The organism is Vibrio sp., assembly GCF_984391705.1.
Window position 1 is genome coordinate 1 of record NZ_CFHWOM010000068.1, and the last position, 16,545, is coordinate 16,545.

Consider the following 16,545-nt stretch of genomic DNA (forward strand, 5'->3'; position numbering starts at 1 on the left):
CTTCGGCCGTGTAACCGTCCGTCGTTGGCGCAAGGTTCACCACCACTGGCGCTTCCGTTTCATTCGAAAGCGATACAGTGAACACCGCGTCGGTGCCTTCATTCACGTCGCCACCGCCCGTGACGGTAAGCTCAGGCTTATCGTTGTCTGGTGTACCTGGACCTGGACCCGTACCGTCGTCTTTGATGGTCGCCGTACCCGTTGGATTGCCTATTAGACCATCAACAGCCTCGACAATAAGATCAAACGTCTCATCCCCTTCATAGATATCATCATTATTTGTAGGTACTGTCACCTCAATTGAAGTGACGCCCTGAGGTATCACAACCGTTCCATCAGGGTTAACAGGAATGATCGTGCCATCAGGCGTGGTTACGACGATACTACCAATATCATCATTTTCAGCGCTGTCGGTAACCAGTGTCAGCTTAATAATTGTGTCTTGATTAGAAGGCTTATCCAGATCAACTGTAAAAACAGCATCATTGCCCTCATTAACATCACCACCACCACTAACACTCAATTCAGGAATTGGGTCTACAGCAATATTAATGGTAATGGTATCTGTTCCACCGTTTCCATCATCCACTGTTACTTCAAAACTATCTGAACCATCAAAGTTTTCATCAGGAGTATACGTCCACGTACCGTCTGGGTTAACGGTAACTTCACCATTGCTCGGAGGCTGACTTTGAGTGAATGTCAGTTCATCACCATCTGGATCTGTTGCTACCAACTGGCCATTAACTGGAGTGTCTTCCTCGGTAGTAACTTGAATATCATCACCAAGTGGCGTTGAATTGCCATCAACGAATACAGGAGGCTGTTGTAGAGTTTGGTATTGCTCAAGTAAAGATAGGCTTTGCGTTTCAGAAAGTCCCAAAGAAGCAAGACCTTCGGTCACAAATTCCGTTGAAGCTAGGGTTTCTGAACCATCGCGAGAAATCGTTCCAGATTCAGTTAAACTAGATCCACTTTGACCACCAGCAGCAGTTGCAAAGTCTTCCCCAAGTTGAGTTGGGTCTTGACCTTCTTCAAGAGCTGCAAAAATATCTTCTAATTCACTAGTGATATCTTGAGGGATACCATCTTCAGAAATTATTTCAGCACTTAACTGTGGTTTTCCGTTAAAGAAGACATCCTGATTATTTAGAACGACTTCACCTTGCTTCGGTAATTCACCTTCAAGCAACACTCGTACGTTACCATTAGTATCGATTACAACTATTTGACCACTAGCTAAATTGCTTAACGCCACGTATGCACCAAAACCCATAATCGAGCCCCTAATCCTTTACTACCTGTATCGTTTTGTTTAAAACGACAATAAATTGGCAATTTTACCATTCACAATCTGTATAAATTAACATTATTGATAAATTAGCAAAACTAAAATTTTGTACACTCAACATGTTTATTGAAAAACTTGTTTCATTTTATAAACGCAAATGTTGAATCAAGATCTCAATTGTACCAACTATTAAACAGAACATCGTCCCGTCATATTGATATATATAACTGCCTCACAAAAGTATAAAGATCACTATTTTTTAACAATTTAAATAACCTTTCTATTAGTCATAGTCATGATTTAGTGTTACTTTATTGACGCTTACGTTGGCTATATCTCAAAAATGAGACTATAAATTGAGTAATATCCATCGCACAACAGCATGTTGAGGAGAGTTAAAGTGAATTGGAATAAGTTGAAAGTACTAAGTTGCGCTATTGCACTTAGCTTTCCTGCACACAGTCAAACATTAGAACAAGCGGTCGCTTACACGATTACGCATAATCCAAAGGTCAAAGCTTCTTATAATGAATTTCAGAGTAAGGTGTACGACTCTGAAGCATCATCGGGTGCATACTTACCTAAAGTTGACCTTGACGCAGGCATTGGTTACGAAAAGGTTGATTTGGCTTCTGGCACAGAAAACGAATTGACTCGTAAAGAAGCGACTCTTTCCCTAACTCAGCTAATCTGGGATGGTTCAGCAACGCTTAACGATATGGACCGAACCGCGGCAGACGCTGAGTCGGTTCGCTACCAACTCCTCGCTGATGCTCAAGACATTGCTCTGGAAGTGACTAAAATCTACCTCGATGCAACTAAAGCATATGAAGTGTTAGCGCTTTCAGAGAGCAATCTTGCCGTACATAAAGATATTTATCGCGATATTAAAAAGCGTGTAGATTCAGGAATCGGTTCAACTGCCGACATGTCTCAAGTTGAAGCTCGACTAGCAAAAGCACACGGAAACCTTCTAGCAGCGCAAAACAATCTATTTGATGTACATACACAATTTAAGCGTATTGTTGGTCAAGCGCCTCAAGGGTTAACTTTCCCTCGAGCTGACCAAAACGCAATACCTTTCACCGTTGATGACGCTCTAGACGACGCTTTCAATAATCACCCTGTAATCAAGATCGCTCAAGCCGATGTTGATTCAGCGCGTTTTCAATTTGAACAGACCAAAGGCGTTAACTTCCCGACCTTGTCCATCGAAGCAAACCAAACATGGCGTGATGATGCAGGCGGTATTGAGGGATCGAGTGAAGAATTTTCGGCAATGCTTCGCATGAGATACAATCTCTACAACGGTGGCTCGGACTCAGATCGAACAGATAGTGCAGCCTACCAGTTAAACAAAGCTAAAGATTTACGCAATTACACGTTCCGTACCGTTGAAGAAGGACTGCGTTTATCGTGGAGTGCCCTAGACTTAACGGTTCAACAAAAAGAATTTCTTGCCGATCACGTCGACTCTGCGTCTGACACCGTTATTGCCTACGAGAAACAATATAAGCTTGGTAAGCGTACTCTTCTCGACTTGTTGAACACTGAGAACGAGTTATTTGAAGCGCGTAAAGGTTATTTAGACGCTAAATACGATGAGCAATATGCGAAGTATCGTGTCATGAACGCAACTGGTGGTTTACTTTCTGCATTACGTGTAGATACGCCAGACGAATGGAACGAGGCGGTGGACTACTAACATGAAAAAGCTAGCATTATCACTATTAATTACGACTGTATTCGTAAGTTCTAACAGTTTTGCTGAGGATGAATACGACTACATAGAGACGCCGGTTCCTAATCAAATAGACGATTTGATGGATGATGACAAAGATGGCGTAATCAATGCGCGTGATCTTTGTCCTCAGACCCCAGCTCGTTCAGAACTAGACAATGATGGCTGCGGCACTTACATTAACACGTCTGAGAAAATTGACTTACATATTTTGTTTGCGAATGACTCTGCTGAAGTCCAGCCAGTTTTCATGACTCAGGTTCGTGAGCTTGCTGACTTCTTAGAAGAGTACCCATCTACTACTGTGGAACTTCAAGGGTTCGCAAGTAAAGTTGGGCGTGCGGACTACAACTTAGAGCTCTCTAAGCGAAGAGCAGAAGCAGTAGAAAATCTATTGTTAAGTTACTACATTGACCCAAGCCGCGTTCACATTGTTGGCTTCGGCGACACCAATCTATCTGTCGAAGGCAATGACGAATACGCACATGCGCAAAACCGTAAGGTGGTTGCAAGTGTTATTGGCCATAAAGGACATGTTAAAGAAGAATGGTCAATCTTCACGAAGATTGAAAAATAAAGAAAAGGGAGCTTAACGCTCCCTTTTTATTTCTGATTTTTCCCTATCAGTGCTACTCTATCGCCGATTGTAATTAAGAGAATAACCTCATGAGCAAATTAACTGCAGACATCGAAGCAAACCTTGAGCTTTTTGTTGCCGGAACCAAAGAAAACAAATTGGTTTGGGGCTTACGTAATGAAGAAGGCTGGCTATCATGTGACTCTACTGAGTTTGAAAATAGTGAAGTAATGCCATTCTGGTCAGCGAAAGAAGACGCAGAGGCTCACAATGTTGAAGAGTGGGCAGATTTCGAGGTTCTAGAGATTCCTCTAGATATTTTTGTTGAAGATTGGCTACTGACTTTAGCTGAAGACGGTGTTTTAGTTGGTACGAACTGGAATGCTACGCTTGAAGGCCGAGAGATGGAACCAAGTGATTTAGCAAAACTGTACCTAGCTTAATTTCTGATAGCGCTCAAATGGGCGCTTTTTTTAGCTCAAAACAATTCCACATACATCGCAATTTCTCCACCTTTAGAAAACCATATATTGTGCGCTAATACTTCTTAGCACTAAAATGACGTTAAACAGAACAAAAACTATAACTATGAAACGTCTATTTACTAGGTTAACACTCGCTACACTGCTATTTTCACCTTTATCATTCGCACAAGATGATCTCGCTAGCTGGGAGCAGGCCTATAGCGAAGTGCTCGCTAAAGATGATCAACGAGCATTAGCCATGCTGCAAGACCGATACAACGCGCTTGCGCCTGGCATAGAAAAGCTCTATATCAGCTCCAAAATCCATGGATTTATGATTTTGCGTGGACACCCATACCACGGGAACCAAATTCCGCATAATGAACAGTACTCTAGATTAGAGCAGACATTTATCTCAGCTTTAAACAGCGAAGAGCACCTTAAGTTTGAAGCCGCTAAACAAGGCTATTTAACTCTTTTAAAATATGCGACAGAGACAAACCAAATCGATGGTAAGGTGCTATTTGAATACCACCTATGCAGGACGTTAAACAAACAAGGACAATTCCACAAGGCTGCTTTATATTGCTCATCACTTAGTACACACCTCGATGACAGCAGACTCACTACATTACCTAAATACAAAGCGCTCAGAGTGATCGCCAACAACTTCGAGTACATCGGAGATTACCGTAACGCGTTAAAAGCATATCAAGATTACTTAGCAATAATACCTAGCCATATTGATCCATCGGGTGTTTACAATGACGCTTCACTATTACTGAAAAACTTAGGCAACCTCCCCCTCGCAAAAGAATACGCAAGCATAGCTCTAAAACTACGCAGCGAGTCTTCTAGTGAATTACTCTTGGCACAAACCCACCATAGCATGGGGGATATTCTACTCAGCGAAGGCGATTATAGTGCAGCTATCCATCACTTTACTCAATCGCAGAAAATTCTAGAGCGATACAACCACATCTATGGTCTAACCTATGCATTGCTTGGACTTGGAAAAGCAAACATCGCACAAAAAGAGTTCAAGAAAGGAAACAAATTCCTACTTGAAGCATTAGAAAATGCATCTGTTCAAGGTAACGATCAAATCAGGGGAGACATCTACCTCACGCTTGCCCACTCTTATCAACAACAAGGAATGTATATTCGGGCTGAAGATTTCGCCAATAATGCGATAACGTTAGCTAACGCGGTAGGAAGCGTGCCTCTGAAAGGATACGCCCTTAAAGCATTAGCCGACATTGCTGAAGCACAAGGACAATACCAGAAGTCTTTACGTTACTACCAAGACTACGTTACTGAAGAACTCAATAAGCGAGATAAGCAGCATCAGTCGGCTTACTTGGCCCTAGATGTAGCCCAAAAAGAGTATATTCAACAGCTACAACATTCTGAGTTACTTGATAAAAATACTCTCTTACATAAACAACTCGAGCAGTATAAATCTCTGTTTTATATTTTCGCCTCAGGTTGTAGCGCATTAATTGGGCTCCTCATATTCTCTTCATACTCGAGGCGCAAAGCGCTTAAGCTAGCTGAGATAGATTCCGTTACTGGCGCTCGTAATCGAGCCGCAACCATTCGAGATATTAAAGCTTTACCTCGATTAAATGATACCCGACTTAAACACTTGGTGGTTTTGCTAGACCTAGATGACTTTAAGCAGATTAACGATTTATATGGTCATCCTACAGGGGACAGAGCGCTAACACGTATCTCAGAGGTGATTTTTTCACAATGTGGTAAGCACGATATTTTCGGGCGCTTAGGCGGTGAAGAGTTTGTGGTTGTCATGACAAAGGTAGATGAGTTGGATGTCAGTGACAGAGTTGACCAACTACATAAGTCCATTGCGATGGCATTCTTTCGTTCTGAAAGCAATGAGAAGCTAAACGTAACGGCTAGCTTCTCATATTTGGCCACATCAAAATCACTATCAGATTTCGACGAGCTCTATTCAATTCTTGACCAAGCTCTCTATCAAGTAAAACAAACTGGCAAAAATCAAACCATCGATGCGTTTAACGAACCTATTTATCTTGAGAGCGCTGCTTGCTCACCAACTCAGCCATGATTGATTCACTATTAGTTAGGTAGTCGTTTAAACCTATTTTACGTAGTTCACACGATGGGCAATCTCCACACCCGTCGCCAATAATACCGTTGTAGCAAGTCAGTGTTTTTTCACGAACAAGCTGCAACGCATTATACTGATCAGCAAGTGCCCACGTTTCGGCCTTGTTCAACCACATTAGTGGCGTCTCAATGTCGAAAGTTCGATCCATTCCCAATACAAGCGCATTATTCATAGACTTAACGAACTCGTCTCGGCAATCTGGATAACCTGAAAAGTCTGTCTCACAAACGCCTGTAATGACTGACTGAGCCCCGATCTGATACGCGTAGATACCCGCAAGCGTTAAAAACAAGATGTTGCGACCAGGGACAAAGGAATTTGGCAGTCCGTTTTCTTGCAGTTCGTGTGACACTGGAATGTCATCACGAGTCAACGAACTGATTGCAAGTTCGTTTAATAAACCAACATCCATGATCTTATGTGCCTTAACACCCAGCTCATTTGCTAAGCTCTTAGCTACTTCAATCTCTAGCTTGTGACGCTGTCCATAATCAAATGTGATTGCATGCACCTCATCAAACTCTTTTAGCGCCTTGACCAAACAAGTCGTAGAGTCTTGACCGCCACTAAATACAACAACTGCTTTTCTCATCATGACTTTCCTTTAGGCAATACTTAAATACTTATGAGTTTGGATCGATAAACGCCAGTTGCGCTTAACACACACATCAATACACAGCTGTGTCGCTCGTGGCTTTTGGCTAATCGGTTGCAGTGCAATGACCGCGGTATCACTTACATTCGCGCGTTCGATTAACTCGTCGAGTTGGTCGATATCTTTTTGAGTCGCGACTGGATGTTTAATTTCGTTAGCTCGAACAAGCGCAGAATCAAGCACAGGCAATTTGCCTTTCATTGCCACCTTTGGTGACACTGTCACCCATGTTTTCTCTGTGGCGCGAACTTCAGAGGTTCCACTGGTTTCAATTTGACACTGGCATCCAATGCTTTCAAAAGCTTGTGTAAGAGGGATTAAGTCGTAGATACAAGGCTCACCACCCGTAATCACGATGTGTTTAGCCGTATACCCTTGATTAAGGTATTCGTTAACGATGCCTTCTGCCGTAGATCTGCACCATGTCGGAGAGTCTTCTGTTTTGGCCATAATCTTGGAGAAGCTTGTTTCATCTTGTGGTGTCGCATCCCAAGTCTGCTTAGTATCACACCAAGCGCAACCTACTGGGCATTCTTGTAGACGAACAAATACTGAAGGTACGCCAGTAAAGACCCCTTCCCCCTGAATTGTTTCAAACATTTCGTTAACTTTATACAACTTACTCTCAGCCTAACTTATTCGCAAAACTTGCAGGACGGAGACCTTAAATGACCTAGATAAGAAGGTCAACCTATTCATAAATTGATCATTACTTAACGAACCTATATCCTGCCAATCTTTTGATTTTTGTTTTTTCATTTTAGGTAAGTTATGTACAAACTCATTGCGCTTGACTTGGACGGTACTCTTTTAACGAGTGACAAGACTATAAGCGAAAACACCAAGCAAGCTATCGCTCGTGCTCGCGAAAAGGGTATAAAAATTGTACTCGCATCAGGTCGACCTCTAGATGGTATGTCTAGCCTCCTCGATCAATTGGATTTGGTTAATCACAACGAGTTCGTCGTCTACTTCAATGGTTCGATGGTTAAGGAGCTCGGTAGCGATAAAGTCATCCACCAAGCGATTCTAAATGGTAAGCAAGCGAAGAAAGTGGCTAATCTTGCAAACGAGTTGGGACTGTTTTGCCATGCTTTCAGCACTGAGTATGGGCTAATTACACCAGAACAGAATGAATTCACGGATATCGAATCTACAATCAATGGTGTGCCTGTAACAGAGATGTCATTTGATGCTATAGCGGACGATCATCCTATTGTTAAAGCAATGATTGTTGGAGAACCTCGTAAGCTTACTGAAGCAATCAAGAATATCCCTGCAGAACTACACCGTGAATTTACGATCGTTCAAAGCGCGCCCTTCTTCCTTGAGTTTCTCAATTTAGATAGCAATAAAGGGATAGGTATTCAGGCTATATGCGAATATCTAGCGATAGATTCTACGGACGTAATCTGCGTGGGCGATGCCGAGAATGACCATCATATGATCGAATATGCGGGGCTTGGGGTTGCGATGAACAATGCGATGCCACAAACCAAAGCAATCGCTGATTACATTACCGATAGCAACAATGACGATGGCGTTGCTAAAGTCATCGACAAATTTATTCTCAACTTATAATGATAGATTGGCAATTAATACACCCGTATTAGTTGCCAGTTTTATCGTTACGACAAAAAGTTTTATCCATAAAAAACATAACCTTAAACGACACATACCGAGGAGATTGATAGTATTAGGTCTGTTCCTATTTATACAGACTAGACCTATGTTTTCCAATCTTTCAGTTAAAAAGAAAATCGTATTTCCGGTTTTCCTGATTATTTTTCTCTTTAGTGCGAGCTCCATCCTCAATGTTCTGACGTCTCAGAAGCAGGCTCAAATATCTCGGTCAATTCAACAAGATTACCTCCCAGCACTCTTTACAATTGAAGACGCCTATCGCGATCTCTACCAGGCAACGTCTGCAGTTCAAGGCTTGGTTTTAGCCTCATCCTCTAAAGAGATCGAGCATCACATGTTCGAGTACAAAGACAACGCATATAAAGCCTTACCAAGAATGCGACACGCTATGGAGTTGGTGGAGCTTGAACTATTACCAAAATCAGCCTCTCGCGAAATTGAAATCTTAGTCCAACTTGGCCAGCAATGGCTAGCAAGTTACGAACAGTTCATCGCACTCCCTCAATCACAATGGTCAAGCCATTATGAGCAAAACAAGCAACTGTTTGAACGCCAATTCATTACTGTACGCAAGCAGCTCAATATCGTCAAAGACATCATTGAAGAGGCGAGAACAAAAGCGCAAGACATGAACTCCGCAGCTCAAAAGCGCGCCGAACTTACGCTTGAAGCGGGCACAGTGTTAGTCATTCTTCTTGCCTTGATGACATGTTGGTTTTTAATTAAAGCTATAGTCAAACCGATAGAACACATCACAGCCGCAATGAGCGAAATATCTTCTGGTGATGGAGACTTAAGCCAACGCATCAATACACACTCAAGAGATGAAATTGGACAGCTCGGCCAAGCGTTCAATCTATTCGCCACTAAAATTCAAACAACTATTGAGCAAGTGATTGATACGACACAGTCAATTCGTGGAGAGATGACCCACCTCTCTACCGTCACTCACTCTATTTCAGAATCTACCAATCAGCAGCAACGTGAAAGTGAACTAGTGGCAGCTGCAGTACATCAAATGCAAGCAACTAGCCAGTCGGTAAGCGACAACGCACGAGATGCCGCAAGCGCTAGTACCAGCGCAGATCAAGAAGTGCAAGCAACTAACCTGGTACTAAATTCAACCGTTCAATCCATTCGCGAACTCGCTAATGATGTCGATAACGCTAGCCATGTTATTCACACTCTTGATCAAGACGTGGGTAACATTGCCTCTATATTGGATGTGATTTGCGGTATTGCCGAACAAACAAACTTACTTGCACTGAATGCAGCCATTGAAGCAGCGAGAGCGGGAGAGCAAGGGCGTGGCTTTGCGGTAGTCGCTGACGAAGTGCGCTCTTTAGCAAGCCGAACTCAGCAAAGTACAGGCCAAATTCAATCCATGATTGAGCGATTACAATCGGGTGCCGAGCAAGCTGTAAAAGTGATGCAAGCAAGTAAAGAAAGCAGCGAGGGAACGATCCACTCCGCTAGCAGTGCAACAGAGTCGCTACAAGAAATATTGTCTGCTATCGCTCGAATGAGTGAAATGAACACGCAAATCGCTGCTGCTGCGACTCAGCAAAGCACAGTAAGTGAAGACGTAAATACAAACATTCAAAAAATAGCACTCAACAGCAATGATATGGTTGAAACTGTGGATACCGCAGAGCAATCTCTGAAATCTCTTAGCTCGCAATGTGAAAGACTAGATAAACTGGTATCACAATTTAAGTGCTAAGAAAAAATAGGCTGCATTACGCAGCCTGTATTGTTCGGCGAACTGTCAAAACAAATAGCAAAATTAATACTGGATATCGAAATACTTCAACCGCAAGCGTGAGCATTGTACTTGTGGAAACTATGTTTGCTGCCAAAGAAATCGCAACGTTCACAGCCAATAATACCATGGTCAACAAGTAAACCGTCTTACTAGAAGCCACCCCCTCACTCTCCTTAAGTGTGAAGAGCAATATGATCACTGTTGCTATAATTGCAAACCAGTACGCAACTACAGGGCTTGGCCAAAACATCCCCATAACAACGCACATTGCTAGCAACATAAACCAGACGATTTTTGACGATAGCAATTCAACAGCATTCACATCAGGTTTACCGTCAAGTCGGATGATATGCCATGAGCACAAGAAACCTAATAATGCACCGCTTAAGATATCTAGCATAAATGCTGAGCCTGTATAGAATTTAGCAAGCCCTAGCCATAGGATAATCGCAGAGAATCCAACTGAAAGTTGGTTGAATGAAAGTTTGTTTTCTGCGTTGAGAATCAATACTCCAATGCACAACCAAATTGCAGCAGGTGTACTTGGGAAGCTATATCCGTATGTTTGCACTAACTCAACGGCAGGAAGATAAACATGTGGACGTGGGAACGCGAATCCCTGCTGTGCAACCAAACTCATCAACGAGGTGACTGTTACGGCAAAAAAGATCTTATAGGTAAAATGTTTGCCATACCGGAGGTAAACAAGGGGCAACAGAATGATCAATAAAAATGGTTCCGCAAGCAAGTTCCCCCCCATGATCATGCCTCTTACAGAGTCTCGTATACTATCAGGCAGTGACAAGATTATATGCTGAAACTCAAGCATCCAACCTAACTCAACCTGATTAAAGCTTGGTGCGGCTTCAACCAAGTTTCCTACATAGAGAACAGATTGATCCGTTGCCTTCTGAGTGATTTCAGTCACCCACTCCATTTGCTCTGGAAATCGATACTCATTCGCAGGGATGTTTCTCGGGTCAACAAGCATGGCTGAAGAGATTTCTATCCCATAATGTGGGGCAAACCAGATAGGCAACTCAAAGCCATCATGGATGTTGTTAAACTGAAAAGAAACGATATCTGACTCAGAAACACAATCATAGAATATCGCGTCTTTAGTTCGACCTAATACGCCATTGATATTAACGACAAGGCCTGTCTCTTCCCATGTCTCTCTCTGCGCCGAGATAGCCGGATCTTCTCCCGCTTCAACGCGCCCTGCTGGTAAAGAGAGTTTCTTGGTTATGATTTCGTGTACCATCACTAATTTGTTATCAGCGCGGATGATACACGCTGCGCCTTTAACATCAGGTGCTGGCTCTTGCGCATAGCCTGAAAATGAAATCATGCTTAGCAATAAAAACACAAAGCGGCTAAGCAGTTGAACATTAATACTCATTACTTCTATTATCTTCCTATTGGTTTACGTAGCCAGTTAATATGGCTGACGAAACCTAGCTGTTGATAGAGACGATTTGCTGGCTGGTTGAAGTTCCAAACTTCTACAAACATCTCTTTCACTCCATATTCTTCAAATCGCTTCTCTAGTTTTCCACACAGTGCTTTCGCGACACCTTCTTTTCGATACGGAATCAAAACGTAAAGCTCATCAACACTCCCCATTTGAACTGGTTTGCTCACTGTGGAGATCAACTCACAAAAATGCCCTGTAATAAATCCCACAATTGTTTCTTCTACACAAGCCACAAAGACTAAGCAATCGGGGTTATCTAAGTAACGAGCAATGCTCTTTTCCTGCTCTATTTCATTAGCTGTTTTAAAGTACTCAGGGTTTTGTTGATGATGTTCATCATGAAGCTGATACATAAGCTCGTTGAGCTGTTCAAGATCATTCTGATTGGCCGCTCTTATACTAAAGGGGTGCATAGATATTTTTGTGAAGCGAATAAAGTAACAGTGTGATTGTTTCTTCAAGAATTATCAACAAAAAAGCCCTCTAAGGTAAGAGGGCTAGGCGTAAATCATAGTACATTCTCGTTTATGACTCGTTATAGCTGAGTCCACGCGATCTGCCAGTTTGTGCCAACTCCTGGCTCATAAGCACTTGGTGTAGAGCCACACCATAGATTGTATGGCCATGACTTACACTGATAACTTGCACCTTTATTTGTTACTACATCACCCGCGTTATAGCTTGTGCCCGCTTGGTAGGCATTCGCATCTGTAGGTGGCGTTGGGTCGGTTGGCGGTACAGGCTCTATTGGAGGAGTTGGCTCCGTAGGAGGAACACTGCCACAGTCTGAAGCTGAGGTAGGCTGCCATACACCCCACGGCCCTGACTCAGAAGGATTATTACCTTGCGTCCACCACTGCGCTTGCCAAGCTTGACCATCCCAACTTACGGTATCTCCGGTATTGTAGACCGATGAGGCTTGCCACAAATTATCACAGCCACCGCTTGGAGGCGTTTGCATAACCGCGGTTGCAGAAACTACCGAACGGTACGTTGTTGCGGTTTTATCGATACCGAAGCTAAGAGTTGCTTGTGCAACTCCTTCACCTGTTGCACCAAACTCAACTGAGACTGAACACTGCTGCCCTGCCGACAACGTAGTTTGAGAACACAGATCTTGAGTAACCATTGGTGACTGGATGACGCCAGAGCCAGATAACCTCATAGCATCAACAGTAAAATTCGCCGACCCCGTATTCTTTATTTTGAAAGCATGTGCTTGAGATTGTCCAACTTCGAAAGATGGCAGTGTTTGGCTTTTCTCATAGCCAACAGAAACAACTTCACTTGGTGGGGTCCCTGTACCTTTAACAGAATCCACAAATGATCTAAGCGCAGCAATGTCGCTGTATACACCATACTTGCCTGGTCTTGCACAGCCAATACCCCAGCTGACAATACCTAACTGGGTAATGGTTCCAGAACGGTTGATAACAATGGGCCCGCCACTGTCTCCCTGACAAGAATCGATTCCGCCCTGAGGAACTCCAGCACAAAACGAGACATCTCCGACCGTTGCATAAGTTCCACCGGCTTGACGGCATGTTGAATCCGAGACTAGCGGTACATCAACTTCCTGTAAAACACTTGGCGATGAACCTCCTTCTGTTGTGCGACCTAAACCCGCAACGGTAAGAAGGTCCCCCGTTATTACATATTGGCTAAGACTGCCTTCGGCAATTTCTACGGTGGTCACACCTGAAGGGATAGAGCTCAGCTTTAGTAACGCAATATCATGAGAGAGATTGCGACTATTGTATTGCGGATGGATGTGAATTTGACTCACGTTAGCTCGAACACCATCAGTACCGTTATAGTAATATCCACCAATCTTAACTGCGACTTGAGAAGGCACATCACCGTCGACACAGTGCGCCGCAGTTAATACCCAGCCGTCACCAATGTAACTTGCTCCACAGTATGAGCGGTTTCCAGAACGACTGACTAATTGGGTGTAGAACTTCCAATCCTGAGCTTTGGCTGGGCTACCACCCACAATCCTAGGCTCAATGTAGCTTTGTGTTTGCGCATCATCAAAAGCAACTGCACACATTGGCGCAGTTAATAGAGTTAGAAGGTAAATCTTCCTTATCGTTTTCAATTCAAGATCCTCTTGTTTATCTGACGCGGAAATCGCGCCTTTCTATAAACAAGCAGCAATTTTTTATTCCCCCAAGTTAAAATGTAAATAGTTGTTAACAATGCGATGAAGCCATTACATTCATGTTCTAAATGGAAATTGAGTGATTTATTTTATTGAATCAGATCCAAGTTTATTCGTCTCACCGAAAAAACAAAGAGAGTGCTTATCATATTTAAGTAAGGCATACCGCTTCTATTTTATTGCCATCTAAATCTCTGACGTAAGCGGCATAATAACCCTCACCATACTCTGGGCGAGTACCAGGAACGCCTTCACATTTTCCGCCTAATTCAATCGCCGTTGAGTAAAAAGCATCGACCGCTTTTCGGCTAGGCGCGTTCAAAGCAATATGAATACCATTCCCACTGCTCGTAGGTTGAGAAGTACAAGAGCAACCAATCCAAAACTCAAACTGCTTACCATACGCAGCCGCTTCATTTTCAATGGTGTGAGTACGAGCAATTCCTAGAGGAGTTAACACTGCATCATAGAAATTAATAGCGAGTGCTAGGTTGTTTGTACCAAGCGAAACATGATTTAAGATCACTGGGATATCCTTATGAATAATAGAAACAGTTTTTCGTTAAAATGGATACTAGCTTGATTCGTTCATCACTAAAAAAGCGAGACACTATTTCTAGTATCTCGCTCGTATAATTTCGAAACTTTCCTATTGCTTATTCGTTATGAAGCGCTTTGGAAATCTCATCTAAGCTGGTTGGGTCGTCAATCGTTGAAGGCACGGTGTACTGCTCTCCATCAGCAATTTGACGAATCGTACGACGCAAGATTTTACCCGAGCGGGTTTTGGGCAGCCGCTCAACCACAAGTGCATGTTTGAAACAGGCAACTGCACCGATCTCTTCACGGACTTTGCCGACAAGCTCACCTTCTAACTCTAAGTCATCGACCTTAACGCCATCTTTTAATACCACAAACCCAAGTGGAAGCTGCCCTTTTAGCTCATCGTGAACGCCGACAACCGCACACTCAGCAATAGCCGGATGTCCTCCGACAATCTCTTCCATTTCGCCGGTTGAAAGGCGGTGACCTGCAACGTTAATGACGTCATCAATACGGCCCATAATAAACAAATACCCATCTTCATCGAGGTAGCCACCGTCACCTGACACGTAATAACCCGGGAACTGGCTTAAATACCCCGACTCAAACCTGTCATGATTACGCCAGACCGTCGGTAAACAACTCGGTGGCAATGGGCGTTTAAGGGCAACAAAGCCTTGTTGGTTATGGTCGCAAACCTCGCCAAGCTCATTTAGAATTTCAACCTGATAGCCAGGTATAGGCTTAGTTGCCGAACCCGCTTTGACAGGCATAGATTCAATACCAGTTGGATTACCAGCGATTGCCCAGCCGGTCTCTGTTTGCCACCAGTGATCCACAACCGGTTTGTGCGATTTGGACTCTACCCACTCTAAGGTTGGTGGATCGAGTCGTTCGCCCGCCATAAAGATGGTTTTCAGATTAGATAGGTCATATTGCTCAAGGTACTTACCCTCTGGGTCTTCTTTCTTAATCGCACGAAAAGCCGTTGGCGCAGAGAAAAGCACATCCACTTTGTATTCTTCACACACTCGCCAGAACGCGCCTGGATCAGGTGTTCTTACTGGTTTGCCTTCAAACAAGATGGTCGTACAACCATGAATCAGCGGCGCATAAACAATGTAGGAGTGGCCAACTACCCAACCGACGTCCGATGCTGCCCAGAACACACCATCTTGCGGCATGTTATAGATAGCACTCATCGAATACTTCATCGCAACTGCGTGTCCGCCATTATCTCGTACCACGCCTTTAGGCTTACCCGTTGTACCAGAGGTATAAAGGATGTATAGCGGATCTGTCGCTAAAACTGGAACGCAGGCGTGGGGAAGCGCGCGGTGAAAAGCGGCGTTCCAGTCGATATCTCGCTCAGATCCAAGCTCTGCCTCTAACTGAGGCCGCTGTAATACAAACACATTATCTGGCTTCCAGCGGCTGTCCATGATCGCTTTATCAACGAGCGGCTTATACGGAATCACTTTGTTCACTTCAATGCCGCACGATGCCGTCATGATCACTTTTGGCTCTGCATCTTCAATACGTACCGCCAGTTCATTGGGTGCAAAGCCACCAAATACGACGGAATGGATAGCCCCTAACCTTGCACAAGCAAGCATCGCCATGGCCGCTTCAGGGATCATTGGCATATAGATAACCACGCGATCCCCTTTCGTCACTCCCTGAGTGGCCAGCATACCTGCAATTTTGGAAACCTGATCGCGCATTTCATGGTAAGTAAAGTGACGTTTCTGTTGAGTCACTGGCGAGTCATAGATCAGTGCAGTTTGCTCTCCACGCCCTTGTTCACAGTGATAATCTAACGCTAGCCAACAGGTATTCAGCAAGCCATCAGGAAACCAACGTTCAATCCCATTTTCATCATTGCTTAGAATCGTTTTTGGCGCTTCAAACCAATCGATACTTTCTGCTTGAGCTTGCCAAAACTGCTCCGGCTCGCTTTGCGCCCATTGATATTGTTGTTGATATGCAGACATATTGCTTCCTCCAGTATGTCCTGACATTGCACTTTTACAGCAAGTGAATTATTCAAAAATATTGGAGGGAACACG

14 protein-coding genes are annotated in these 16,545 nt (G+C 43.6%); 6 read left to right on the top strand and 8 right to left on the bottom strand.

Going from position 1 to position 16,545, the window contains the following annotated elements; all coding sequences use genetic code 11:
• A partial coding sequence (locus AC4MRV_RS19520; RefSeq protein WP_491188973.1) for an Ig-like domain-containing protein occupies positions 1-1,276 on the bottom strand: 1,276 nt, incomplete at its 3' end.
• 415 nt (positions 1,277-1,691) lie between these two features.
• Here AC4MRV_RS19520 and AC4MRV_RS19525 point away from each other — a divergent pair.
• The 4 genes from AC4MRV_RS19525 to AC4MRV_RS19540 all read left to right on the top strand — a co-directional run bounded on the left by AC4MRV_RS19525 (position 1,692) and on the right by AC4MRV_RS19540 (position 6,165).
• Positions 1,692-2,996: a TolC family outer membrane protein gene (locus tag AC4MRV_RS19525; RefSeq protein ID WP_491188974.1), complete on the top strand. Its 1,305-nt coding sequence runs from the start codon at positions 1,692-1,694 to the stop codon at positions 2,994-2,996.
• Position 2,997: 1 nt separating this feature from the next.
• Positions 2,998-3,609 carry an OmpA family protein gene (locus AC4MRV_RS19530; protein ID WP_491188975.1) on the top strand — a complete coding sequence of 204 codons (612 nt, stop codon included), beginning with the start codon at positions 2,998-3,000 and terminating at the stop codon, positions 3,607-3,609.
• 89 nt (positions 3,610-3,698) lie between these two features.
• Positions 3,699-4,052, top strand: coding sequence for a DUF2750 domain-containing protein (locus tag AC4MRV_RS19535; protein WP_491188976.1), 354 nt, complete (start codon positions 3,699-3,701; stop codon positions 4,050-4,052).
• 145 nt (positions 4,053-4,197) lie between these two features.
• Positions 4,198-6,165, top strand: coding sequence for a GGDEF domain-containing protein (locus tag AC4MRV_RS19540; RefSeq protein ID WP_491188977.1), 1,968 nt, complete (start codon positions 4,198-4,200; stop codon positions 6,163-6,165).
• Here the strand turns inward: AC4MRV_RS19540 and queC are convergent.
• Together queC and queE are read right to left on the bottom strand one after the other, a co-directional pair.
• On the bottom strand, positions 6,122-6,820 hold the full coding sequence (queC, locus tag AC4MRV_RS19545; protein WP_491188985.1) for a 7-cyano-7-deazaguanine synthase QueC: 699 nt from the start codon (positions 6,818-6,820) through the stop codon (positions 6,122-6,124). The genes AC4MRV_RS19540 and queC overlap by 44 nt on opposite strands.
• A gap of 12 nt (positions 6,821-6,832) precedes the next feature.
• On the bottom strand, positions 6,833-7,501 hold the full coding sequence (gene queE / locus AC4MRV_RS19550) for a 7-carboxy-7-deazaguanine synthase QueE (protein WP_491188978.1): 669 nt from the start codon (positions 7,499-7,501) through the stop codon (positions 6,833-6,835).
• A gap of 153 nt (positions 7,502-7,654) precedes the next feature.
• On the opposite strand from queE, the gene AC4MRV_RS19555 reads away from it, so the two are divergent.
• A complete protein-coding gene (locus tag AC4MRV_RS19555; protein ID WP_491188979.1) occupies positions 7,655-8,464 on the top strand; it encodes a Cof-type HAD-IIB family hydrolase in 810 nt (269 codons plus the stop codon).
• 148 nt (positions 8,465-8,612) lie between these two features.
• Positions 8,613-10,250, top strand: a complete 1,638-nt coding sequence (locus AC4MRV_RS19560; protein WP_491188980.1) for a methyl-accepting chemotaxis protein — start codon at positions 8,613-8,615, stop codon at positions 10,248-10,250.
• Positions 10,251-10,266: 16 nt separating this feature from the next.
• On the opposite strand, the gene AC4MRV_RS19565 is transcribed toward AC4MRV_RS19560, so the two are convergent.
• The 5 genes from AC4MRV_RS19565 to AC4MRV_RS19585 form a co-directional block, all read right to left on the bottom strand.
• Positions 10,267-11,694: a bifunctional NUDIX hydrolase/phosphatase PAP2 family protein gene (locus tag AC4MRV_RS19565; RefSeq protein WP_491188981.1), complete on the bottom strand. Its 1,428-nt coding sequence runs from the start codon at positions 11,692-11,694 to the stop codon at positions 10,267-10,269.
• Positions 11,695-11,702: 8 nt separating this feature from the next.
• Positions 11,703-12,182 (bottom strand): GNAT family N-acetyltransferase, encoded by a 480-nt coding sequence (locus AC4MRV_RS19570; protein WP_491188982.1) that lies wholly within the window; start codon positions 12,180-12,182, stop codon positions 11,703-11,705.
• 122 nt (positions 12,183-12,304) lie between these two features.
• Positions 12,305-13,822: a trypsin-like serine protease gene (locus AC4MRV_RS19575; RefSeq protein WP_491188986.1), complete on the bottom strand. Its 1,518-nt coding sequence runs from the start codon at positions 13,820-13,822 to the stop codon at positions 12,305-12,307.
• A 262-nt stretch (positions 13,823-14,084) separates the two neighbouring features.
• On the bottom strand, positions 14,085-14,459 hold the full coding sequence (locus tag AC4MRV_RS19580; protein WP_491188983.1) for a VOC family protein: 375 nt from the start codon (positions 14,457-14,459) through the stop codon (positions 14,085-14,087).
• Between the two features lie 130 nt (positions 14,460-14,589).
• A complete protein-coding gene (locus AC4MRV_RS19585) occupies positions 14,590-16,470 on the bottom strand; it encodes a propionyl-CoA synthetase (protein ID WP_491188984.1) in 1,881 nt (626 codons plus the stop codon).
• Positions 16,471-16,545: the final 75 nt, after the last annotated feature.

Coding starts and splice junctions, on each gene's coding strand:
- AC4MRV_RS19535 (WP_491188976.1), top strand. CDS start 3,699: ATGAGCAAATTAACTGCAGACATCGAAGCAAACCTTGAGCTTTTTGTT.
- AC4MRV_RS19565 (WP_491188981.1), bottom strand. CDS start 11,694: ATGAGTATTAATGTTCAACTGCTTAGCCGCTTTGTGTTTTTATTGCTA.
- AC4MRV_RS19540 (WP_491188977.1), top strand. CDS start 4,198: ATGAAACGTCTATTTACTAGGTTAACACTCGCTACACTGCTATTTTCA.
- AC4MRV_RS19570 (WP_491188982.1), bottom strand. CDS start 12,182: ATGCACCCCTTTAGTATAAGAGCGGCCAATCAGAATGATCTTGAACAG.
- AC4MRV_RS19530 (WP_491188975.1), top strand. CDS start 2,998: ATGAAAAAGCTAGCATTATCACTATTAATTACGACTGTATTCGTAAGT.
- queC (WP_491188985.1), bottom strand. CDS start 6,820: ATGAGAAAAGCAGTTGTTGTATTTAGTGGCGGTCAAGACTCTACGACT.
- AC4MRV_RS19555 (WP_491188979.1), top strand. CDS start 7,655: ATGTACAAACTCATTGCGCTTGACTTGGACGGTACTCTTTTAACGAGT.
- AC4MRV_RS19560 (WP_491188980.1), top strand. CDS start 8,613: ATGTTTTCCAATCTTTCAGTTAAAAAGAAAATCGTATTTCCGGTTTTC.
- AC4MRV_RS19585 (WP_491188984.1), bottom strand. CDS start 16,470: ATGTCTGCATATCAACAACAATATCAATGGGCGCAAAGCGAGCCGGAG.
- AC4MRV_RS19575 (WP_491188986.1), bottom strand. CDS start 13,822: ATGTGTGCAGTTGCTTTTGATGATGCGCAAACACAAAGCTACATTGAG.